Source organism: Micromonospora arborensis, assembly GCF_003205615.1.
Lineage (GTDB): Bacteria > Actinomycetota > Actinomycetes > Mycobacteriales > Micromonosporaceae > Micromonospora > Micromonospora arborensis.
In genome coordinates this window covers 58,623-79,932 of sequence record NZ_PYBV01000018.1, presented here as the reverse complement: position 1 = coordinate 79,932, position 21,310 = coordinate 58,623, and the positions used below count along the sequence as shown (strand labels likewise).

The 21,310-nt window shown below is 71.5% G+C and carries 19 protein-coding genes; 14 read left to right on the top strand and 5 right to left on the bottom strand.

Translation table 11 applies throughout. The features are described from left to right. Positions 1-14: 14 nt before the first annotated feature. Positions 15-1,370 carry an MFS transporter gene (locus C7C45_RS15610; protein ID WP_425271140.1) on the top strand — a complete coding sequence of 452 codons (1,356 nt, stop codon included), beginning with the start codon at positions 15-17 and terminating at the stop codon, positions 1,368-1,370. A 19-nt stretch (positions 1,371-1,389) separates the two neighbouring features. Here C7C45_RS15610 and C7C45_RS15605 read toward each other — a convergent pair whose 3' ends face one another. Together C7C45_RS15605 and C7C45_RS15600 are read right to left on the bottom strand one after the other, a co-directional pair. Then, positions 1,390-2,097, bottom strand: a complete 708-nt coding sequence (locus tag C7C45_RS15605; protein ID WP_110564394.1) for an RICIN domain-containing protein — start codon at positions 2,095-2,097, stop codon at positions 1,390-1,392. A gap of 69 nt (positions 2,098-2,166) precedes the next feature. After that, positions 2,167-2,637: an aminoacyl-tRNA deacylase gene (locus C7C45_RS15600; protein ID WP_208641179.1), complete on the bottom strand. Its 471-nt coding sequence runs from the start codon at positions 2,635-2,637 to the stop codon at positions 2,167-2,169. Positions 2,638-2,730: 93 nt separating this feature from the next. Between C7C45_RS15600 and C7C45_RS15595 the strand changes: the two genes are divergently transcribed. From C7C45_RS15595 to C7C45_RS15565, 7 genes are all read left to right on the top strand, one after another. After that, a complete protein-coding gene (locus C7C45_RS15595; protein WP_110564392.1) occupies positions 2,731-4,128 on the top strand; it encodes an FAD-binding oxidoreductase in 1,398 nt (465 codons plus the stop codon). Continuing rightward, positions 4,125-5,468: a class I SAM-dependent methyltransferase gene (locus C7C45_RS15590; protein ID WP_110564391.1), complete on the top strand. Its 1,344-nt coding sequence runs from the start codon at positions 4,125-4,127 to the stop codon at positions 5,466-5,468. Before C7C45_RS15595 ends, C7C45_RS15590 begins: the two co-directional genes overlap by 4 nt. 100 nt (positions 5,469-5,568) lie before the next feature. After that, the gene (locus C7C45_RS15585) at positions 5,569-6,126 is read left to right on the top strand and encodes a winged helix-turn-helix domain-containing protein (protein WP_110564390.1); all 558 of its coding nucleotides are present in this window, start codon (positions 5,569-5,571) and stop codon (positions 6,124-6,126) included. Then, positions 6,119-6,982 (top strand): SRPBCC family protein, encoded by an 864-nt coding sequence (locus C7C45_RS15580; protein ID WP_110564389.1) that lies wholly within the window; start codon positions 6,119-6,121, stop codon positions 6,980-6,982. The genes C7C45_RS15585 and C7C45_RS15580 overlap by 8 nt, the downstream gene beginning before the upstream one ends. Positions 6,983-7,150: 168 nt before the next feature. Beyond that, positions 7,151-7,384: a zinc-ribbon domain-containing protein gene (locus C7C45_RS15575; RefSeq protein WP_110564388.1), complete on the top strand. Its 234-nt coding sequence runs from the start codon at positions 7,151-7,153 to the stop codon at positions 7,382-7,384. Positions 7,385-7,934: 550 nt separating this feature from the next. Next, the gene (locus C7C45_RS15570; RefSeq protein WP_244200398.1) at positions 7,935-10,256 is read left to right on the top strand and encodes a putative bifunctional diguanylate cyclase/phosphodiesterase; all 2,322 of its coding nucleotides are present in this window, start codon (positions 7,935-7,937) and stop codon (positions 10,254-10,256) included. Positions 10,257-10,491: 235 nt separating this feature from the next. Further along, positions 10,492-11,265 carry a hypothetical protein gene (locus C7C45_RS15565; protein ID WP_146247327.1) on the top strand — a complete coding sequence of 258 codons (774 nt, stop codon included), beginning with the start codon at positions 10,492-10,494 and terminating at the stop codon, positions 11,263-11,265. Between the two features lie 7 nt (positions 11,266-11,272). Here the strand turns inward: C7C45_RS15565 and C7C45_RS15560 are convergent, their stop codons facing one another. Further along, positions 11,273-12,646, bottom strand: coding sequence for a serine hydrolase (locus tag C7C45_RS15560; RefSeq protein WP_146247326.1), 1,374 nt, complete (start codon positions 12,644-12,646; stop codon positions 11,273-11,275). A gap of 156 nt (positions 12,647-12,802) precedes the next feature. Here C7C45_RS15560 and C7C45_RS15555 point away from each other — a divergent pair, with 156 nt between their 5' ends. Next, positions 12,803-13,087 (top strand): putative quinol monooxygenase, encoded by a 285-nt coding sequence (locus C7C45_RS15555; RefSeq protein ID WP_110564385.1) that lies wholly within the window; start codon positions 12,803-12,805, stop codon positions 13,085-13,087. Positions 13,088-13,109: 22 nt separating this feature from the next. On the opposite strand, the gene C7C45_RS15550 is transcribed toward C7C45_RS15555, so the two are convergent. Next, positions 13,110-14,651 (bottom strand): gluconokinase, encoded by a 1,542-nt coding sequence (locus tag C7C45_RS15550; RefSeq protein ID WP_110564448.1) that lies wholly within the window; start codon positions 14,649-14,651, stop codon positions 13,110-13,112. 170 nt (positions 14,652-14,821) lie between these two features. Between C7C45_RS15550 and C7C45_RS15545 the strand changes: the two genes are divergently transcribed. The 4 genes from C7C45_RS15545 (at position 14,822) to C7C45_RS15530 (ending at position 19,221) form a co-directional block, all read left to right on the top strand. Continuing rightward, a complete protein-coding gene (locus C7C45_RS15545) occupies positions 14,822-15,961 on the top strand; it encodes a hypothetical protein (protein WP_110564384.1) in 1,140 nt (379 codons plus the stop codon). Positions 15,962-16,006: 45 nt separating this feature from the next. Next, entirely contained in the window at positions 16,007-16,552 is a 546-nt protein-coding gene (locus C7C45_RS15540) for a WapI family immunity protein (RefSeq protein ID WP_110564383.1), read from the top strand. Between the two features lie 171 nt (positions 16,553-16,723). Further along, positions 16,724-17,857, top strand: a complete 1,134-nt coding sequence (locus C7C45_RS15535; protein ID WP_110564382.1) for an epoxide hydrolase family protein — start codon at positions 16,724-16,726, stop codon at positions 17,855-17,857. Positions 17,858-18,003: 146 nt separating this feature from the next. Next, positions 18,004-19,221 carry a hypothetical protein gene (locus C7C45_RS15530; RefSeq protein ID WP_146247325.1) on the top strand — a complete coding sequence of 406 codons (1,218 nt, stop codon included), beginning with the start codon at positions 18,004-18,006 and terminating at the stop codon, positions 19,219-19,221. 12 nt (positions 19,222-19,233) lie between these two features. Here C7C45_RS15530 and C7C45_RS15525 read toward each other — a convergent pair whose 3' ends face one another. Beyond that, a complete protein-coding gene (locus tag C7C45_RS15525) occupies positions 19,234-19,662 on the bottom strand; it encodes a VOC family protein (RefSeq protein ID WP_110564380.1) in 429 nt (142 codons plus the stop codon). 468 nt (positions 19,663-20,130) lie between these two features. Here C7C45_RS15525 and C7C45_RS15520 point away from each other — a divergent pair, with 468 nt between their 5' ends. Continuing rightward, positions 20,131-21,246 carry a ricin-type beta-trefoil lectin domain protein gene (locus tag C7C45_RS15520; RefSeq protein ID WP_110564379.1) on the top strand — a complete coding sequence of 372 codons (1,116 nt, stop codon included), beginning with the start codon at positions 20,131-20,133 and terminating at the stop codon, positions 21,244-21,246. The last annotated feature ends 64 nt before the right edge of the window (positions 21,247-21,310 follow it).

Below are 21,310 nucleotides of genomic sequence, written 5' to 3'. Positions count from 1 at the left end.
GATTATTGCGCACGATGGCTTTCCGGCCACTCGTCGCGGTGCACGGCACCGCCCAGACTGTTCCGGTGACCAAGAATCGCCGTCTACACCCCGCCTGGCTGGTCGCCGCCGTCGCCTTCGTGGCGCTGGTCGGCGCGGCCGGCTTCCGCGCCACGCCGTCGGTGCTGCTGCACCCGTTGCACGAGGAGTTCGGCTGGCCGCTGGCCACCATCTCCGCAGCCGTGTCGGTCAACCTGCTGCTCTACGGGATCACCGCGCCGTTCGCGGCCGCCCTGATGGACCGGTTCGGCATCCGCCGGGTGGTCTCGGTGGCGCTGGTGCTGGTCGCCGCGGGCAGCGGGCTGACCGTCTTCATGAGCGCCAGCTGGCAACTGCTGCTCTGCTGGGGTGTGCTGGTCGGGCTGGGCACCGGCTCGATGGCGCTGGCGTTCGTGGCCACCATCACCGGGCGCTGGTTCGTACGCCGAAGGGGCCTGGTCACCGGAGTGCTGACCGCCGGCGGGGCGGCCGGACAACTGGTGTTCCTGCCGCTGATCGCCATCCTCGTACGCGACCACGGTTGGCGTACCGCGGCACTCGTCGTGGCCGGAGCCGCGCTGGCGGTCGTACCCCTGGTGGTGTGGTTGCTGCGCGAGCACCCGGCGGATCTCGGCCTGCCCGCCTACGGCGCGACCGAGGTCGTCGCGGCGCCCCCGGCGACCGGTGGCGCGGCGACCCGGGCGCTGGGCGCGCTGGCGGCCGCGGCCCGGACCCGACCCTTCTGGCTGCTGGCCGGCGGGTTCGCGATCTGCGGAGCGACCACCAACGGCCTGGTCGGTACGCACTTCGTGCCGGCCGCGCACGACCACGGCATGCCCGAGACGACCGCGGCCGGGCTGCTCGCCCTGGTGGGACTCTTCGACATCGTCGGGACCATCGCCTCCGGCTGGCTCACCGACCGGGTGGACAGCCGGTTGCTTCTCGGCCTGTACTACGCGCTGCGGGGGGCGTCCCTGCTGGTGCTACCGAGCCTGTTCTCCGGCACCGCCGAGCCGAGCATGCTGGTGTTCATCATCTTCTACGGCCTGGACTGGGTGGCGACCGTGCCGCCGACGGTGGCGCTGTGCCGGGAGTACTTCGGTGGTGCCGGGGCGGTGGTGTTCGGCTGGGTGTTCGCCGCCCACCAGTTCGGTGCGGCGGTCGCCGCGACCGGCGCGGGGCTGGTCCGGGACCGGCTCGGCGACTACGCGATGGCCTGGTACGTGGCCGGCACGCTGTCGATCGGCGCCGCCGGGCTGTCGTTGCTGCTGCGCCGGTGCCCGGGCCAACCGGTGCCGGAGGCCGTGCTGGCCGCCGCGACCGCACCCAGGGCCTGGAGGTTCCAGGGCTGAGACGGCCCGGGTCGGACGGTCAGCCCAGGGTCCACTGCTGGGCCGGCCGCCCGTCGCAGGGTCGCTGCCGAACCTCGTCGTCGGCCTCGTCGCCGTCGTCGTCGGCCTGCCCACACTTGCCGCTGTGCACCGCGACCAGCAGCACCGGGCCGCTTCCGGTGGGGCTCAGCCGCCACTGCTGGTTGGCCTCACCGTGGCAGGGGAACTGCTGCAACCGTGCGCCGTCGTCGCCGCTGCCACCCTCGACGTCGAGGCACTGCCCGTGCGCGGCGTTGGTCAACGTCACCGCGTCCGCGGTGATCGGGTTGACCACCCACTGCTGCTCCGGGGTGCCGGTGCACACGGCCAACTCGGCCTCGGCTTTCTCGCCGTCGCCGTCGAGCCCCAGGCAGAGCCCCGAGATGGCCTTGAGCACGCGGGGTCCGGTGGTCGGCGCGCTCGCGGTGGTGGCCGACGGGGTCGGCGACGGCTCGGCCGAGGCGCTCGGCTCGGCCGCCGGGCCGGTGGTCTCCGTCGCGGTGGACGGCGTGCCGACCGCCGCCGGTACGGCCGGCTCGTTGTCGCCGTCGAACAGTCCGGTGGCGAAGACCACCCCCAGGAGTACGCCGACGACCCCGACCGCCAGCGCCACCCGCAGCAGCGGGTCGGCCAGCAAGCCGGGGCGGGGTGCCTGTCGACCGCCGTAGACGGTGCCGGCGGGGTCGGGGCGTTCCTCGGGCGCGGACATACGCGCCATCCTCACCCACGACGTCGCGCCGGAGCCAGCCGGTGCGCGCGGGGTGGTTGGTGCTGCCGCTCAGCGGGTGGGTTGCGGGTCGGTCACGTCGGCCACGGTGGCGTCGAGGGCGGCAATCGCGGCGTCGGCGTCGACCGCGACGGCGAGGCCGCGTTCACCGGCACCCAGGGTGATCTCCCGGCCGCGCAGTCGCTCGTCGGCGATCACCGGCCAGGCCGTGCTCGCGCCGAACGGGGTGATGGTGCCGCGCTCGTAGCCGGTGGCGGCCAGGGCGCCCGCCGCGTCCGGCATGGAGAGTCGGTGCACGCCGAGCAGGGTGCGCAGCTTGGGCCAGGAGATCACCCGGTCGCCGGGGGTGAGCACGAAGAGGTGATGATTTCCACTCTGGCGGACCACGATCGTCTTGACCACGTCGGGGACGGCCACACCCCGAACTGCGGCGGCCTCCGCGAGGCTGTCGACCGCACCATGGCTGACCAGCCGATACGTCAGTCCGGCGGCGTCCAGGGCGGTGATCGCGGGCGATGGCATGCCCGTCACGGTAACCGCCGCGCCTGTCGCCGGACGGGAAACTCCCGCCGCCGACATCCCACGGTTTCCCGAGTACGAGCGTAAGGTGATCACATGCGCGCTGAGCGTGTGGATCACCCCAATGACCATGATCAAGCGGTGGACACGCTGCGACGGTCGTACGCCGCGGTGCCCACGGGCGAGCCTGTCCGGCTGGCCAAACGCACCTCCAACCTGTTCCGCCCCCGGTCCGCTCCCCGGACTCCGGGGCTCGACGTGAGTGGCCTGAACGGCGTGCTGTCGGTCGATCCGTCCGGGCGCACCGCCGACGTGCAGGGCATGTGCACCTACGAGGACCTGGTCGACGCGACGCTGCCGCACGGGCTGATGCCCCTGGTGGTGCCGCAGCTGCGCACCATCACCCTGGGTGGCGCGGTCACCGGCCTCGGGATCGAGTCGACCTCGTTCCGCAACGGCCTGCCCCACGAGTCGGTGCGGGAGCTGGACATCCTCACCGGCTCGGGCGAGATCGTGACCGCCCGCCCCGACGGTGACCACGCCGACCTGTTCACCGCGTTCCCCAACTCGCTGGGCAGCCTCGGTTACGCCACCCGGTTACGCATCGAGCTGCAACCGGTCGGCCGGTACGTGGCGTTGCGCAACGTCCGGTTCACCCGACTGGAGGCGCTCACCGACGCCATCGCCGAGGTCAGCGCCACCCGGTCCTGGGCCGGCGTGCCGGTCGACGCGATGGACGGGGTGATGTTCAGCCCCGGCGAGGCGTACCTGGTGTTCGCCACGTTCACCGACACGGCCGACCCGCCCAGCGACTACACCGGTCAGGGGATCTACTACCGGTCGCTGCGCCAGCGCACCCGGGACGTGCTCACCGCGTACGACTATCTCTGGCGCTGGGACACCGACTGGTTCTGGTGCTCGGCGGCGTTCGGCGCGCAGCACCCGGTCGTGCGCAGGCTCTGGCCGGCGCGTTACCGCCGCAGCGACTTCTACCACCGGCTGGTCCGCCTGGAACACCGGCATCAGGTGGCGGCCCGGATCGACCGGCTGCGGGGGCAGCCGGCCCGGGAGCGGGTCGTGCAGGACGTGGAGATCCCGCTGGACCAGACGGCCGACTTCCTTCGCTGGTTCGCCAGCGAGGTGGGGATGAACCCGGTGTGGTTGTGTCCGTTGCGTCTGCGCGAGCCGGCGGGTGCCGGTTCGGCGCGGTCTTGGCCGCTGTATCCCCTCCGGCCGGGGCAGGACTACGTCAACATTGGGTTCTGGGGGAGCGTGCCGATCGCGCCGGGCGCCGCCGACGGCGACGTCAACCGCACGATCGAACGCAGGGTGTCGGAGTCGGGCGGGCACAAGTCGCTCTACTCCGACGCGTACTACGACCGGGACGCCTTCGATCGCCTGTACGGCGGCGACACGTGGCGCGCGGTGAAAGACCGCTACGACCCGGACCACCGGCTGACGGGACTGTACGAAAAGGCGGTAGCACGAGCATGAGCCTGACCGACCGAGACCAGGGGGCGGCGAGCGTCCCCGCCACTCCGCCGGCGGGGGGCCGGCACACGGGTCCGACCGTGGCGGATGTCGTCCGCGCGGTCACCACGGGGCCGTTGCCGGTGCGGATCACCGGGTACGACGGCAGCGCCGTCGGCCCGTCCGACGCCGGCATCACCCTGGCGATCCGTTCCGAGCGGGGGCTTTCGTACCTGCTCACCGCCCCGGGCGACCTGGGCATGGCCCGGGCCTACGTCAGTGGCGACCTGGCGTTGCAGGGGGTGCACCCGGGCGACCCGTACGAGGCGTTGCGGGTGCTCAAGGAGGAGTTGCGGTTGCGCCCACCGTCGCTGGCCGAGGGGCTGGCGCTGGTCCGTGGGCTGGGCTGGGAGCGGCTGATGCCGCCGCCGGCACCTCCGCAGGAGGCTCAGCCGCGGTGGAAGCGGGTGATGAACGGGCTGCGGCACTCGAGGGTCCGCGACAGCACGGCGATCTCGCACCACTACGACGTCTCGAACGCCTTCTACGAGAAGGTGCTCGGCCCGTCGATGACGTACACCTGCGCGGTTTTCCGGTCTCCGGACGACACGTTGGAGCAGGCCCAGGCCGCGAAGTACGACCTGGTCGCCGGCAAGCTGGCCCTCAAGAAGGGGATGCGGCTGCTGGATGTGGGCTGCGGCTGGGGCGGCATGGTCCGGCACGCCGCCCGCGAGTACGGCGTGAAGGCGCTCGGGGTGACCCTGTCGAAGGCGCAGGCCGAATGGGCGCAGGCGGCGATCGAGCGGGAGGGGCTGACCGGGCTGGCCGAGGTGCGGCACATGGACTACCGGGACGCGCCGGTGGAGCAGTTCGACGCCATCTCCTCGATCGGCTTGACCGAGCACATCGGGGTGCGCAACTACCCGACCTATTTCGGGGCGCTGCGGCACCGGCTGCGCGCGGGGGGTCGGCTGCTCAACCACTGCATCACCCGCGCGGACAATCGGGCGCCGCACCGCTCCGGCGCGTTCATCGACCGGTACGTCTTCCCGGACGGGGAGTTGGCCGGCCCGGGCCGGCTGATCAGTGAGATCCACGACGCCGGGCTGGAGGTGCACCACGAGGAGAATCTGCGCCAGCACTACGCGCTGACGCTGGCCGCCTGGTGTCGCAACCTCGTGGAGCACTGGGACTACTGCGTCTCGGAGGTGGGCGCGGGCACCGCCCGGGTGTGGGGGTTGTACATGGCCGGGTCGCGGATGGCGTTCGAGCGAAACGGCATCCAGCTGCACCAGGTGTTGGCCACCCACAACGGCCCGGACGGTGTGAGCGGCTACCCGCTGCGACCGGACTGGTTGCCCTGATCACCTGCTGACCGCTGCCTGAAGCCGCGTCGAGAAAGTCGGCGCGGCTTCTCGCGAACCGATTGACAAACAAGTTTTGTACGTACAAACTGATTTTGCCATGAGAGACGTCCTGTACCTGGAGCAGATCGAGCAGGCCGAAGTCCTGCTCAAGCCGCAGCGCGTCGAGGTGCTGCGGCAACTGGCCGAGCCGCGCACCTGCACCGAGGTCGCCGCCCGGCTCGACCAGACGCCACAGCGCGTCTACTACCACGTCAAACAGCTCGTCGCGGCCGGCCTCGTCGAGCTGGTCAACGAGCGCAAGGTCCGCGGCATCACCGAGGGCATCTACCAGGCGGCAGCCCGGTCGTACTGGCTGTCCCCGCGGCTCGTCGGCCGGATCGGGCTACGCCGGGCCCGTGACGAGCTGAGCCTGGGCTACCTGCTCGACCTGATGGAAGAGGTCCAGGCCGACGTCGCGGCCCTGGACCGGACGGCACCCGAACTGCCCTCGGTCGGGGTCTCCGGCGAGATCCGGGTGCCGGCAGAGCTTCGCCCACAGTTCCTGCACGACCTGCAAACCGCACTTCAGGACCTGTTCACCCGTTATGGCGGCAGTGAAGGAGATGCCTTCAAGCTGGCCGTCGCCTGCTATCCGAAAGGGAAAGACCATGAGTGAACCGTTGAAGGTGCAGGCCCGTCTCTCCGCGCCCGTCGGGCGCGTCCGGAAGGCACTGACCGACCCGACCGAGCTGCGTCTCTGGCTGGCCGAGCACGCCGAGGTCGAGCTGCCCCAGCGGTACGAGTTCTGGGGCCGCTACACGCCCGAGGGTGACGCCCCGCACCAGCGGCTGCTGCACGCCGACGACGACACGCTGCGCTTCGGCTGGCTGCTCGACGGGGTGGAGACCAGCACCGAGTTCCAGCTCACCGCCGAGGGCGCGGACAGCACCGTGCTGACGCTGACCCAGAGCCACTTCGACTTCGCCGAGGCGATGAACGGCTCCAGCATCCGGGGCGTGCTCCAGACGTACTGGGCGCTGGGCATCGCCAACCTCGCCGCCCACCTGGAGGGCCAGCCGCTGCTGCCCCGCACCGACTTCACCTCCGCCGACCTGCGCGGTGAGCTGGTCATCGCCGCCCCCGCCGACAAGGTGTGGGAGTCGCTCACCGACTCCGAGCAGGCCAGCGCCTGGTTCGGCTATCCGATCGGCATCGAGCCCTGGGTCGGTGGCCGGTACGCCATGGGCGGCTTCGAGTCCGGCTACGCGGCCAAGATCGTCGACCTGGAGCCCGGGCGACGGATGTCCGTCGACTGGGGACCGGTCGGCGTCATGAGCTGGGAGCTGGCCGAGTCTGGTGGCCGGACCACGCTGACCTTCGTGCAGAGCGGCTTCGACGAGGCCAACCCCCCGTACGCGGCCTGGAGTGGGTCGGTTGCCGGGTTGTTCGAGCTGCGTCGCTTCCACGAGGTGCCGGACTGGCAGCCGATCTGGCTCCCCGCCGAGGTCCCCGGCCTGGAACCCGCCAACTGACGGTCTCGCCATGATCGTGCTCGATCAAGGATGTGGTGGCCTCACTCGCGCTCCGAGGGCACTGTTTCCTGGATCGAGCACGATCTTGAGCCGGCCGGCGAGGTGGCTGTCCCGATTCGCTGGACCCGGGCCGGTGACTTTTCCCGGTGGAGTGGGTACTGGCGTTCGATGTTCTTCATCTTTGGTCTGCGTACCAAGGTCGACCGATCCGGTGTCGTGCAGCAGGTCTGCCGACACTGCGGCAACCAGGCCGCGCAGGTGATCACCCGCCGATCGACGAAATTCACCCTCTTCTTCATACCCCTCATCCCGATCCGTACCCGGTACGCGCAGCAGTGCACGTTCTGCGGGGCGCAGTACGAGATCTCCAGGTCCGACGCCGAGCACCTCCCGGTCGGCTGAGCCGCAGATGTCCCGCTTCCTCCACTGGCTGATCCGTCGACCGCCGGTGTCCTCCGGCCCTCCGCTGCACACCGTCCCACGGGCGCCCTGCACCCCCGGCCGGCGGAAGCCCCGGCGTGCCCGCCGTCCCCTGGCTGGCACCAGGTTGCCCCGCTCACCGTGGAACCGCTCCGCCGGCCGTTGACCACATCCGTCGCACGCGGCCGGTCGACTGGAACGCTTCCGGGACGCCAGCCCGTACAACGGCAGCGGCACCGACCTCACGGCCTTCGTCCCCGCCGGCAACTCGAGCACCGGCTGGGATCCGCTGCTCTCCGCGGTGCCGTTCGACTCGTGGCCGGACAGCACCCGCCGATGGTGAGGCGCTGACCAGCGATCCGTAGTGACGGTGCGGGCCACCCGGCGACGGGTGGCCCGCACCTTTCGTCAACAGTGGGCCTGCCGTTCGGCTCTGGCGGGTCATCCGGGCGCTGGCTAGGCTTTCGGGGTTTGCCGGGACCGGTCCATCAGCGTCGAGGGTGCACCACGAGAGAGAGCCGGAGCGTTCGTCGTGTCACCGCAGGACGCGAGTCAGGCCGTCGCGGTGTCCACCGCGTCGGCACCGTCCACGCGTCCCGATCCCGCCGACCGGCCGGCGTTCACGACGTCCCGGACGGGCCGTGGTGGCCTGCTCGCCGCCGGCACGGTGCTGGCCGTGGAGGCGGTCTGGCTGCTCGCCGCCCTGCCGGATGCCGCGCTCGTCAGTGACCTGGGCGCGCTGCTGGTCGCCGGGTGGGCCACCGTCGCCTGCGCCGGCGGGGCCCGTCGGCACCCGGCACCGCTGCGCCGGTTCTGGACGCTGCTCGCCGTCACCATGGCGCTCGCCGCGCTCGGCCGGGCGATCTGGACGGTGCAGCGGATCGTCGGCGGCGACCTGCCGCACACACCGGTGGTCGGAGCGGTGTTCGTCGCCGGCATCCTCACCGGAACGGCCGCGCTGCTCAACTCGCCGTCCGCACCACGGACGGCGATCGGGCGGGCCCGTACGTTGCTGGACGGGGTGATCGTCGCGCTGGCCCTGGTGCCGATCGGCTGGGTGTTGGTCTTCCGTGGGGTCGCCGCCGCCGACCTGGCCGACCCGGCGCGCACGCTCGGGCTGCTCTACCCGATGTTCGACCTGATGCAGCTCACCATCCTGGTCGCGGTCTCCGGTCCGGCTCGGCCGATATGGCGGCCGATGAGCGTGCTCGCGGCGAGCCTCACCCTGCGGGTCGTCGCCGACGTCGGCTACGTGTCGCTTGTCGCCCGCGTCGACTACTCGGCCGGCCACCCGATCGACCTGTGCTGGCCGCTGAGCTACCTGCTGATCGGCCTGGCCACCCGGAACCCGCCCCCGCCGGACTGCGACGGCACCGACGAGACCGCCGAGTCGCCAGTGCCGCCGTGGTGGCGGGTGGCGTTGCCGTACCTGCCGGTGGGTGGGGCGATCGTCGCGGTGGTGCTGGCCCGCCGGCCCACCGGGCAGACCCCGCAACTGGTCTTCGTGACCATGATGCTGCTGCTCGCGACCCTCGCCGTGCGGCAGGGGTTGGCCGCCAACGAGAACCTGCGGCTGGTGGCCCGGCTGCGCCGGCTCGCGTACGGCGACCAGCTCACCGGGCTGCCCAATCGGCTGTTGTTCAACCGGCGGCTGCGCCTGGCCCTGCGGGACGGCCGACCGGTGGCCGTGCTGCTGCTCGACCTGGACGGGTTCAAGCAGGTAAATGACCGTTTCGGGCACGCGACAGGGGACACCCTGCTGACCGGTCTGGCGGCCCGGATGCGGGCCGCGGTGGCCGGTGACGGCACCATCGCCCGGCTCGGCGGGGACGAGTTCGCGGTGCTCGTCGACGGCGATCGACAGGTCGCACCGGAGCGGCTCGCCGAGCGACTGTTGGACGCGTTGCGGCCCTCCGACGGCGACGAGGACGTCGGGGTGCACCCGTCGGCGAGCATCGGCATCGCCGAGTACGGCCCGCAGCACGCCTCCCACAGCGACCTGTTGCGCGACGCCGACATCGCCATGTACGCGGCCAAGGCGGCCGGGAAGTCCGCGTACCGGACGTGCACCCCGGCGCTGCGCGAGTCGGCCGTCTCCCGTGCCGAGTTGATCGCCGACCTGCGCCGGGCGGTCGACGAGGATCAGTTGCACCTTGAGTTCCAACCCATCGTCGACCTGGCCACCGGCGCGGTACGCAGTGCCGAGGCGCTGGTGCGTTGGCGGCATCCCCAACTGGGGATGCTGCCGCCGGCGAAGTTCCTGCCGTTGGCCGAGGAGACCGGGTTGATCCTGCCGATCGACCGGTGGGTGATCCACGAGGCGTGCCGGGCCGCGGCGACCTGGCGGGGGCGGGTGCCGGAGGCGACCGTGGCGGTGAACATCGCCGCGGCACACCTGCGCCGGCCGGACCTGATCGCCACGGTCACCGCGGCCACCAGCGCCGCCGGGCTGGCCCCGCGGGCGTTGACCCTGGAGCTGACCGAGTCGGCGCTGATCGAGGGCACCGAAGCGGTGCTGGAGCGGCTGCATCAGCTACGGGAGTTGGGCATCAAGATCGCCATCGACGACTTCGGCACCGGTTACTCGTCGCTGAGCTACCTGCACCGCATCCCGGCGACCGAGCTGAAGATCGACCGGTCGTTCGTGGCCCGGTTGGGGTCGGACGAGCGGGCGTACGCCACGGTGGAGATGGTCACCCGACTGGCCGGCGCGTTCGACCTGGCGGTGGTCGCCGAGGGGGTGGAGACCGAACGTCAGCACGAGGCGGTCGCCGCGATCGGCTGCCCGCGCGGTCAGGGCTACCTGTACGGGCGGCCGGACGTCCCCGCCATGGTTGGCCAGGATCGGGCTTGACCCGCACGTAGCGGCAGGCGGGAGCCTGGTTCCCGGAAGGGAGGGAAACCATGGCGTACACGGTGGGTCAGGTGGCGAAGCTGGCTGGCGTGACGATCCGGACGTTGCACCACGCTGACGGGACGGGTGAATCAGCCGCGCGTGAGTCGGTGCGGTCCGGCTAGTCTGGCCGGACCGCACCGCGGTGAGCGTCGATCGGCGACCGGCCGGGGCGTGCCGCTCGGGGGAGATGACCGTGCAGAAGCCGAAGCTGATCGCCGCTGTCGCCGTGCTCGTCGTGGCGGTCGGTGCCGGGGCGTGGGCCCTGGTCGTCGCCGGCGACGAGCCGGACGCGGGTCGCCCGGCGGCGTCAGCCGGTCCGGCCGACCCGGTCGGGGTGCTGGAGGCCGCCGCCGCGAAGCTCGACGAGCAGACCTACAAGTTGAGCCTGGGCACCGGCGGACCAGCGGGCGGGGACGGCACGGTGGTGCTCTGGGACCCGAAGGCGAAGCGTGGTCTGGAGACCACCTCGCTCAAGGTGCCCACGGGTGAGGTGAAGATCGAACGGCTCACCACCGGGCCGGACGTCTACGTACGGATCAGCGCTCCGGACCGCCGTGTCCCGGTCTGGGACGGCAAGACCTGGTGGCACGTGGGCGCACCGGGTGCCCCGGCGGCGAAGCAGGGCCTGGACAACACCAGACTGGCCGGCACGCTGACCACGGCGTCGGCCGCCCGGCAGACCGGCGAGCGGGAGTACGCCGGCACGCTGGACCTGCGCGAGAGCGGCGCGCTGCTGGGCGAGGGGGTCGGCGGCGTGCTCGGTGACCGGGCCGGGGCGGTGCCGTTCACCGCTTCCGTCGACGAGCAGGGCCGGCTGGTCCGTTACCGCATCGAGTTGGCCAGCGAGCAGTCGCAGACCGCCCAACTCGACCTGACGTACTCGGACTTCGGGCTGTCGGTGTCGGCGGAGCCGCCGGCGGCCGACCTGGTCGGCGAGGACCCGCCGGCGAACATTCCCGGCGCCTGACGTCGGCTCACTCCTCGACCGACCCGTTGGTGGCGGTGGGGGTCACCAGGAAGTCGTAGACGGTGCGGGCCATCCGCCGGACCGTCTCGTCGCCGGTGGCCATGGGTCCGGCGGTGAGGAACGCGACGGCGGTCTCGGTGCCGGGGATCAGGTAGTAGCCGACGTCGTGGGAGGCGTCCGGCAGGTCACCGGTCTTGTGGGCCACCGGCACCCCGGGTGGCAACGCCGCCGGGATCTTGGTGTTCAGCGTCTGCTCCCGCATGAAGCCGATCATCAGGTCGCGGGAGGCGGGGGTGAGGATCTCGCCGTCCCAGACCGCGCCGAGCAGGGAGACCACGTCGTCCGGGCTGGTGTAGTTCTCCTCGCCGCGTTGCGCGGCCGCGCTGTCGAGCATCCGGCGGGCCAGGATGGTGGATCGCTGGTTCATCGAGTCGATCAGCGCGTTGACCGGGGCGAACCCGCCCAGGTAGGTGATCAGCACGTTCGCTGCGACGTTGTCGCTGTACTTGATCAGGTATTGGGCGAGCCGGCGCAGGGTGACCACCTGCGGGAACGTCTCGAACTGGAGCTGGCCGGTGCCGCCGACCACGTCCGCCGGGGTGACCAGTACGCCGTCGTCGAGGGAGACCTGTCCACAGTCGACCCGGCGCAGCAACTCGACCAGGATCCACAGTTTGATCACGCTGGCCGCCTTGGGGCGGAGCGCGCCGTTGACGGCGATCTGCTGGTCGCCGTACCGGCCGGAGAGGTCGCGGACGGTGACCCCGGCCGGGTTGAGGCTGGCGTCGGCGACCACGCGGGCGAGCTGCCCGCTGAGCGGGAACAGTTGGGCTCCCGCGACGGGGTCGGTGGGCGGCTGCGGGCTGGTGACCACCACTCCGGTCAGCTCGATCGGCGGGCGGTGCCGGCGGATCAGCTCAAGCGTGCCCGCGCTCCGGCCGACCAACGGCACCCGGTAGCGGTAGCCGGTGCCCCCGACGACGACCGCACCGCTGGCCACCCCGGCGGCGACCCGCATCGCCGGGTCGGCGACCCGGCCGGTGTCGCCGTCGCAGGCGCGGTAGCGCACGGTGTGCCCGAGCGAGTCCACCGCGAACACCCCACCGGGGAACGACAACCAGGACACCTCGCTGGTCGGCGCCCGCTCCGGAGTCGGCTCCAGGCCGGGCTCGTGGCCCTGGCCGTCGCCGGGCTCAGCCGCGTACCCCGGCTCGGTCTGGTGGGTCGGCGCCGCGCCGGGCCCGTGGCCCGGGCCGTCGGCGGTGGCCGGCCCGGTCGTCGCGACCACGGCGAGCGCGACCGTCGCCGCCAGCCCTTTCAGGGGTACGCGGGCCGGGATCCGCAGCAGCGAAGATGAGCGCCTCTTGTCGCTTTTTCTCACGTTTGCACGATATGAAGCGCGGGGGGCGGGTGAGGCCGGCGGGAGGGGTGTCACCCGTCCGGGCGGCGATGTCCTCGGACGCGACCTACCTCAGAGGTATAACTATGACCCTGTGGTATCTCGCGCATCAGCAGCACTCCAACCCGGGGAGAGTTCATGTTGATCATTGCCGGCAGTCTCCAGGTCGAACCGGCAGCGCGCGACGCCTACCTGTCCGACTGCTCCGACGTCATCGCGCAGGCGCGCGCCGCCGCCGGCTGCCTCGACTTTCTGCTCGCGGCCGACCCCGTGGAGCCGGGCCGGATCCACGTCTACGAACGCTGGGAGTCCCCGGAGCAGTTGGCGGCGTTCCGCGGCTCCGGGCCGAGTGACGTGCAGACCACGGCCATCCTCGACGTCGACGTGCACCGCTACCTGATCTCCGGCGTCGAGGCACCCTGACCACAGAGCGCGCCGGCGTTGTTCACATCGGCGCTTCGGGGCCGGTGGGCAGGCCGGGTGCCAGCCGGCGCAACGAGGTGAAGGCGGGCACCAGCGCGTCGTACAGCTCGGCGAAGAGCGGCAGCAGCGCCGCGTAGGTGGCGGCGGCGGCCGGGTCGGGGCGGACCGTCTCCTCGATCCGCACGAGTTCGGCCGCCACGTCGATGCTGGGGATCAGCCCGAGCGCCTGCATGCCGAGCAGCGCCGCGCCGAAGCTCGACCCCTCGTGCCCGGCCGGGAAGCTCACCGGCAGGCCGAGCACGTCGGCGAGCATCTGCCGCCACAGGCCGCTGCGGGCGAAGCCGCCGCTGGCCCGGATCTCGTGGACCTCGTTGCCAGCCGCGCGGACCGAGCTGAGCACCAGCGCGAGCTGCTGGCAGACCCCCTCCATGGCGGCCCTGATCAGGTGCTCGCGGCGGTGGGCGTGGGTCAGCCCCACGTACGCGCCGCGCGGCAGCGCGCTCCAGTGCGGTGCCCGCTCGCTGTGCAGGTACGGAAGCATGATGAGCCCGCCCGAGCCGACCGGCGCGCGGGCCGCGAGGGCGACCAGATCCTCCTCGGAGTGGTCGCCGAGGTCCGGGGCGAGTGCCGCACCCGCCCACTTGAGGACGATGCCGCCGTTGTTGATCGCACCGCCGACCGCCCAGCGGTGCTCGGTCAGCGCGTAGCAGAACACCCCACCGAGCGGGTCCACGCCGGGTCGCTCCACCATCACGCGCATCGCGCCGCTGGTGCCGATGGAGCAGGCCACCATGCCGGGGTGCACCGCGCCGAGGCCCAGGTTCGCCAGCGGTCCGTCACCGGCGCCGACCACCACCGGGGTGCGTTGCGGCAACTCGGTGATGGCGGCGGCCTGCGGGGTGAGGCCGGGCAACACGGCGGTGGTGGCGACCAGTCGGGGTAGCTGCTCCGCGGTGATGCCGGCGATGGCCAACGCCTCGCTGTCCCACTCCAGCCGGTGGATGTCCAGCAGGCCGGTGGCCGAGGCGATCGAGTGGTCGGTGACCAGCGTGTCGCAGATCCGCAGCAGCACCCAGTCCTTGATCCCCACCCAGTGCGTGACGCTCTCGAAGAGCTTCGGCTCCTGCTCGGCGAACCAGAGCAGCTTGGGCAGCGGTGACATCGGATGCATCGGTGTGCCGGTGCGCCGGTGCAGGGCCAGCCCGGACGGCACCGCCCGCAGACGCTCGGCCTGCCGGCTCGACCGGGAGTCGGCCCAGGTCAACGACGGGGTGAGCGGGTCGCCGGCCGCGTTCAACCCGATCAGGCTGTGCATGGCGGAGCAGAAGGCCAGCCCGGACACCGGCACGGCCAGCTCGGCCACGACCATGCTGAGGGACTTGAGGACGGCATCGAGGATGAGTTGCGGGTCCTGCTCGGCGTACCCGGGTTGCGGGTTGTTCATCGGGTAGTCGGCCAGGTGGCTGGCGAGTTGCCGCCCGGTCGTGTCGTACGCGTTGGCCTTCGTGCTGGTGGTGCCGATGTCGACGCCGATCACCACGCCGGGCAAGGTGGCTGACGGCACGACCGGCACCCCCTCGGGAAAGATGAAACGTCGGCACCAGTATCGCCCAATCGTGTTAGTTGCTCCGCCGATCGGCCATTTCGCCCGTTGTGGCGTGTCCGGCGGCCGTGCCGCACCTGTTAACCCGTGTGACACCCCAGATTGGTGGCCTGCGCGGCGAAGGAGTCGGCGTGGCAAAGACTGATTCGACGGGTTCTACGTGGCGGTACCGGTGGGCGCACCGGCAGAACGTGCGGCGGGTCAGCACGTACCGCGGCGCCGAGACGGCGTGGCGGCGACGCGACGACGAGTTACGGCGGCTGCGCGCCCTCGCCGCCGACTTCCACGGCTCCGCCGCGGCCGGTGCCGGCCTGCCCCTGGAGTTGGCCACCGACGAGGTGGTGCTCTGGGTGCTGCCCGCCGCGCAGTTGGTCGAGGTACGGCACACCACTGTGCTGCCCGCTCCGGACCTCACGGTCGCCCCGCCGTCCGGGCCGCTGCGCCCGCGCCGCCCCGACGGCGTACGCGTCACCGACGCCGGCATGGCCGTGCTCACGAGTCGGCGGTTGGTGCTGCTCGGCGGACGTGGCCGGCGCGACTGGGCGTACGGCCGGATGACCGGTCTGGCCCACGACCCGGCGTCGCCGGTCACCCTGATCCAGGTGCTGGACCGGCGGCACACCTCCGGGTTGTTGCTGCCCACCGACGCGGCGCCGGACTTCCGGTTCAAGCTGACCCTGGCCTTCGCCGACGCGATCGAACAGCGCGCCGCGGTGCTCGACCAGCTCGACGAGCTGATCGCCGAGCACGCCCAGCTCAAGCCGTTCCGGCCGGCGGTGAACACGCCGGGGCAGGCCCGGTTGTCGTCGTTCGTTCCCGGTGGTCGACGGACCGTCGCGGTGGCCGCGGCCATCGCGTTGTTGGTGCCGGCGGCGCTTGTCGAGTCTGACCCGTCCGACCCGACCGGCGGCTCGGAGGTCGCCGTCGCCGCCACCCCCAGCGCGTCACACACGTCGACCCGCCCGGCGACCCCGGCGCTCGCGCGCCGCATCCCCACGCCGAAACCGACGAAGTCGCCCCGCCCGGCACCCAGCAAGACCCAGGCTCCGCGCTGCGGAGCACCGGAAAACCCACTTGGGTACGACTTCTGCGGTGGCACCCGGATCCGTCGGCCCGCCACCGAGGTGTGCGACTGGTTCACGTGCGTGCCGCAGTTCTGGGCCGGTCGGGGCTACCTCGTGCAGTGCCGTGACGGTTCGGTCAGCCTGGCCGGCGGCGGGCCGAAGGCCTGCGGGGAGCACGGCGGGGTGCGGCGAACGATCACGAAGTGACCCATTTGGGAGTTAAAGTCTGCTTCGGTCGGCCACAATGATCGAGTGGAGATCCGGTCTGACGATGGCGCGCGGGTGCGGATACGCCCCGTCGGCTACCAGCCTGGCATCGACCCGCCCGACGACCCGGACCGGGCCGCGCCCGGCTGGCACGACTGGCTGCTCATCGAGGTGGACGCCCGCACCGCCGACGGGCAGACCTGGTCGCACCACTACCCGAGCCTCATGGTCGAGGAAGCCCGAGCGCTCGGCGGCTGGCTGCACGGACAGGCCACCGCGGCCCTCGGGTTGAGCGCCCCACCAGCCATGGTCCGCTTCACCGAACCCAACCTGGCCCTGCGCACGCGGGTGCTCCGCCGTCGCCGGCTGGAGCTGATCGTGGAGTTCTCCGCCGAGTCGCTGCCACCGTGGATGCGTCGCCCGTCCAGCGCGATCTACCCGCTGATCCTCACCGTCTCCGCGGACGCCCTCACCACCGCCGCCGAACAGTGGGCCGAACACTGCGAGGCGTACCCACCGCGTGCCCCGTCGAGGTTCCCCACCAGGGGCCCGCTGTCCGGGCCGATGAACCACCCGCGCCGCGCCGGCTGACCAGCGGCACCGCGTTCACGCTCGACCCCGGGGTGGGTAGGGTGATCTTCGTCAGCCACGAGAAGGAGGTGAGCCCGGTGAACACCCATCGTCATTCCTGGGCGCTCTTCTCGGCCGTCCCCCTCAGCTGACCTCTCGCGTCGGGGAGCGCCCTCCTTTATCGGAGGACCCATGTCTGTCTCTCCCTTCCGCATCGACGTATCCGATGCGGTCCTCGACGACCTGCGGGCCCGACTGGCCCGTACCCGCTTCACCGACCGCAGCGGCCACCATCCGTGGCAGGGCGGCGTCGACCCCGACTACCTGCGGGACCTGGTGTCCTACTGGCACGACGGGTTCGACTGGCGAGCGCGCGAAGCCGAGCTGAACGCGTACCCGCAGCACCTGGCCCTCGTCGGGGGCCGGAAGCTGCACTTCCTGCACGTCCGCGCGGCCCGTCCGGCGGGTACGCCCACGCCGTTGCTCCTCAGCCACGGGTGGCCCAGCAGCTTCGTCGAGATGCTGCCGCTGGTCGACCGCCTGACCGACCCGGCCCGGCCCGGGGGCGCGTTCGACGTGGTGGTGCCCTCGCTGCCGGGCTTCGGCTTCTCAGAGGTCCCGGACGAGCCGGTGACCCGGGCTCTGTTGGCTCGGACGCTGCACGAACTGATGACCGACGTGCTCGGCTACGAGCGTTACGGCGCCTTCGGCGGCGACGTCGGGGGAGTGGTCACCGGCTGGCTCGGTGCCCTGTACCCGGAGCAGGTGGCCGGCATCCACCTGATCCATCCACCGTTCCCGGCCAGCTTCGACGCGCGACCGCTGTCAGCGGCCGAGCAGACGTACCTGGACGCCGAGGCCGCGTACGACGAGACCGACGGCGGCTACAGCGCCATCATGGGCACCCGCCCGGACACCCTCGCGGCAGCGCTCGCCGACTCGCCGGCCGGGCTGGCCGCCTGGCTCGTCGACAAGTACCGGGACTGGAGCGACAACCGCGGGGACCTGGCGAACAGCATCGACCGGGACACCCTGCTCACGATCATCACGCTGTACTGGGCGACCGGCACGATCGGCTCCTCGTTCCGGCAGTACGCCGACTTCGCCCACAACACCCCGCGACCCATGATCGACGTGCCCGCGGCGTTCACGGTCAGCACCGAGCCCTCGCAGGCCAACTTTCCCCGGGAGATCACCGAGCGGGCCTGCACCGACATCCGGCACTGGAGCGAACCCGGCCGGGGTGGGCACTTCATGCCGTTGGAGGAGCCAGACCTGTTGGCTGCCGAGATGAGGCAGTTCTTCAGCTCGCTACGCAGGTCGTGACAGGGGGGCGGAGCCGGTCCGATCTTGGCCCGGCTCCGCCGCTGTCGGGCGTGATCCTGCAATTCTCTCCTTTCGGGCGCAACGGGATGCATCGATCACGGTCGCGTTCCCTGTCACATACGTGAGCGGTTGTACCGCGTGTGACCGTGACCTCTGTGGAGTGCTCACCCTGGCGGATCGCCTGGGCCGAGCGCGAGAACCAGCGGCGGCAGCGCGCGTACCGCGACGCCACCGACGCCTGGCAACGCCGCAACGACCATTTGGCCCGGCTCCGCGTCGAAGCCGCCAGCTTCCTCGGGTGTACGCAGCCACGCACCGGACTACCGGTGGACCTCGACGCCGACGAACTCGTCTTCCGCATCGTGCCCGGCGCCAAGCTTGTCGAAGCCGAGGCGCGACACCTCCCCGGGCTGCCCACCCCGGGCCCGTGCGACTTCGCTCCCACATCGGATGAAGCACTGCCGGTGGGCCTGCGGGTCGTCGACACGGGCCTGGCCGTCGTGACCAGCCACCGGGTGGCGTTCGCCGGGAGCGAGCGTCGGCGCGAGTGGCGGTACGCCGACCTGGTCGGCACCGCCCACCACCCCGACGTCCCGGTCACTCTGCTGCCCGACCACAGTCGACTCCTCGGGCTGCTCGTGCCCGCTAACACGGTGGTGAACTTCCGCTTCTACCTCACCCTCGCGGCAGCCGACGATCGTGCTGCCGTCACCGCGCAGGTAGACGCGCTGCAGGCCGCTCATCAGCGCGCTCGGCCCGTACCGATGCCTCCGGTCGGGCCGGACGAGGCGCCGCTGACGGCGGTACGCCCCGACCGCCGGGCGCTCGGTGCCGCCGCCGTCGCGACGGTGGTGCTCGCGACGCTCGGCCCCACTGCGATGGGACCTGGCGCTCTCGCCTCTCGCGCCCTGGGGTCGGAGCAGGCCGGGCCTGCGGCTGTGGCTGAGGCGGTCTTGGTCCCGGTCCTCCCCGTCGGGCCGGTCGCGCCGGTCGGGCCGAAGACCAGGGCCGGATCGGTCAGCCGTGCGACGCTGACCCGGCCTCCTGCCCCGCGGCCTGCCCGGAAGGTGGTGCTGGTGGCCCGCCCGGCGGTGGTCCCGGTGGCGGCCCCGGTTCCCCTGGTCGCCCCGGTGGCGGCCCCGGTTCCCCTGGTCGTCCCGCCCCCGGCCCCGGCCGTCAGTTTGGTGCCGACCCCTGGTCCGGCGCCCACCACCGCCCCGGCCATGCCAGCCCTGCCGACGCCGTCGGCCGCGCCGACCCCGACCGGGACGCCTCCGCCTGACCCGGCACTGCTGACGGTCTGCCTGGACCCGTTGCAGCTTCCGCTGCTGGACCAGCTCCTCTGCCCGTCGCCGGCGCCCTGAATCGCTCCCGACTCAGTCGGTGGTGCCGAAGTCGGGGACGGTCAGGGTGCCATCCGCCGCGAGGGTGAAGCCGGGATTCCAGGCGATCTCCCACAGGTGACCGTCCGGGTCGGCGTAATAGCCGGCGTAGCCGCCGTAGAACGTCTCCCGCGCCGGCTTGGTCACCGTGGCACCGGCGGCTGCCGCCGTGGCCATCAGCTCGTCGACCTCCGCCCGGGAACGGACGTTCTGGGCCAGGGTCAGCGCGCCGGTGCAGGGGTTGTCGATGCCAGCGTCGGCGGCCAGCTTGTCGCGGTCCCAGAGGACCACGGCCAGACCGCCGGCCTGGAAGAAGACGGTCTCCTCGACCTCCTGGCCCTGCCAGCCGAGGTGCTCGTAGAACGCCTTCGCGCGCGCTACGTCCGTGACTCCGAGGGTGACGAGGCTGATCCGCTGCTCCATCTTCGTAACCTAACCCTCGGCCACCTGGGGGCATGGTAGGCCGCCCCGACGTAGAGCTGGACCCAACGCCGTTGCGTTAGGCGGAACGGCTGTTCGTCAACCAGCGTCGTCTCGCCCCGCGATCTTGCACTTCCTGTCCCGACACAAGGGGCATTCCATCTCATGTCGACAACCACAACCGCAAGATCGGCGCGAACCTCTCATCACCCTGATTCACCAGGGAGCCCCGTTTGTCCAGCACGGGTTGACCCGCCGACCGCAGCCCTAACACAAGGCCGTTGGAGCTGGACCAGATCCACCCAAGGAATCTACAATCATCGCTGTTATCGCTCACACTCGTCCCAGTGCTGAGGCAGTAACGCCACGCCCTAGTGACAGTCGGTACGCCGGATGACGCCCGGCGGCGGACGGCTGCTCGGTCCGGCCGGCCCATGCCCTCGGCCAGCTCGACCAACCAGGGGAGAAGCTATGCGAACGAGGGCACGATGGCTCGCGACACTCGCCGCGCTCGGTGTCGTGGTCGCCGGAGTGGTGACACCCGCGGGTGCCGCCCAGGCGGAGTCCAACGGCGGGGTGCGGGTGATGCCGCTCGGCGACTCCATCACCGAGGGCACCCAGGTGCCGGGCGGCTACCGCATCGGGCTCTGGCAGCGCCTCGCCAGCGGCCGGTACACGGTGGACTTCGTCGGGTCGCAGTTCAACGGGCCGGCCAGCCTGGGCGACCACGACCACCAGGGGCACCCCGGCTGGCGGATCGACCAGATCGACGCCAACATCGTCGGCTGGCTGAACACCCAGCGGCCGCAGACCGTCCTGCTGCACATCGGCACCAACGACATCCTGCAGAACTACAACGTGAGCACCGCGCCGAACCGGCTCTCCACCCTGATCGACAAGATCACGACCACCGCGCCCACCGCCGAGGTGTTCGTGGCGCAGCTCATCCCGCTCTCCAACAGCGGCCAGGAGGCGGCCAACCGCACCTTCAACGCGGCGATCCCCGGCATCGTCCAGAGCAAGGTCAACGCCGGCAAGCGGGTGCACCTGGTCGACATGCACAGCGCCCTCACCACCGCCGACCTGATCGACGGCGTCCACCCCACCGCCGGCGGCTACGACAAGATGGCCGCCCGCTGGTACAGCGCTCTGCAGTCGGTGCCCGGAAGCATCGGCAACCCGGGCAGCGGCGGCGGACAGACCACCACCACCATCGTGGGCGCCCTGTCCGGCAGGTGCGTCGACGTCCCCGGGAACTCCACCACCAACGGCACCCAGGTAAGTCTGTGGGACTGCCACGGCGGCACGAACCAGCGGTGGACCTACACCACGGGCAAGGCACTGACCGTGTACGGCAACAAGTGCCTCGACGCCGCCGGCTACGGAACCTCCCCAGGCACCCAGGTCACCATCTACGACTGCCACGGCGGCACGAACCAGCAGTGGAACGTCAACGCGAACGGCACCATCACCGGCGTGCAGTCCGGCCTCTGCCTGGACCCCAGCAACCAGGGCACCAGCAACGGCACGAAGCTCATCCTCTGGACCTGCACCGGCCAGGCCAACCAGCAGTGGAGCCGCCGATAGCCCAGTTGCGCCGCGGCTTCGCGGCGTGGAGCAGAGCCACCGCACAACATCGGTGATGTTGCTG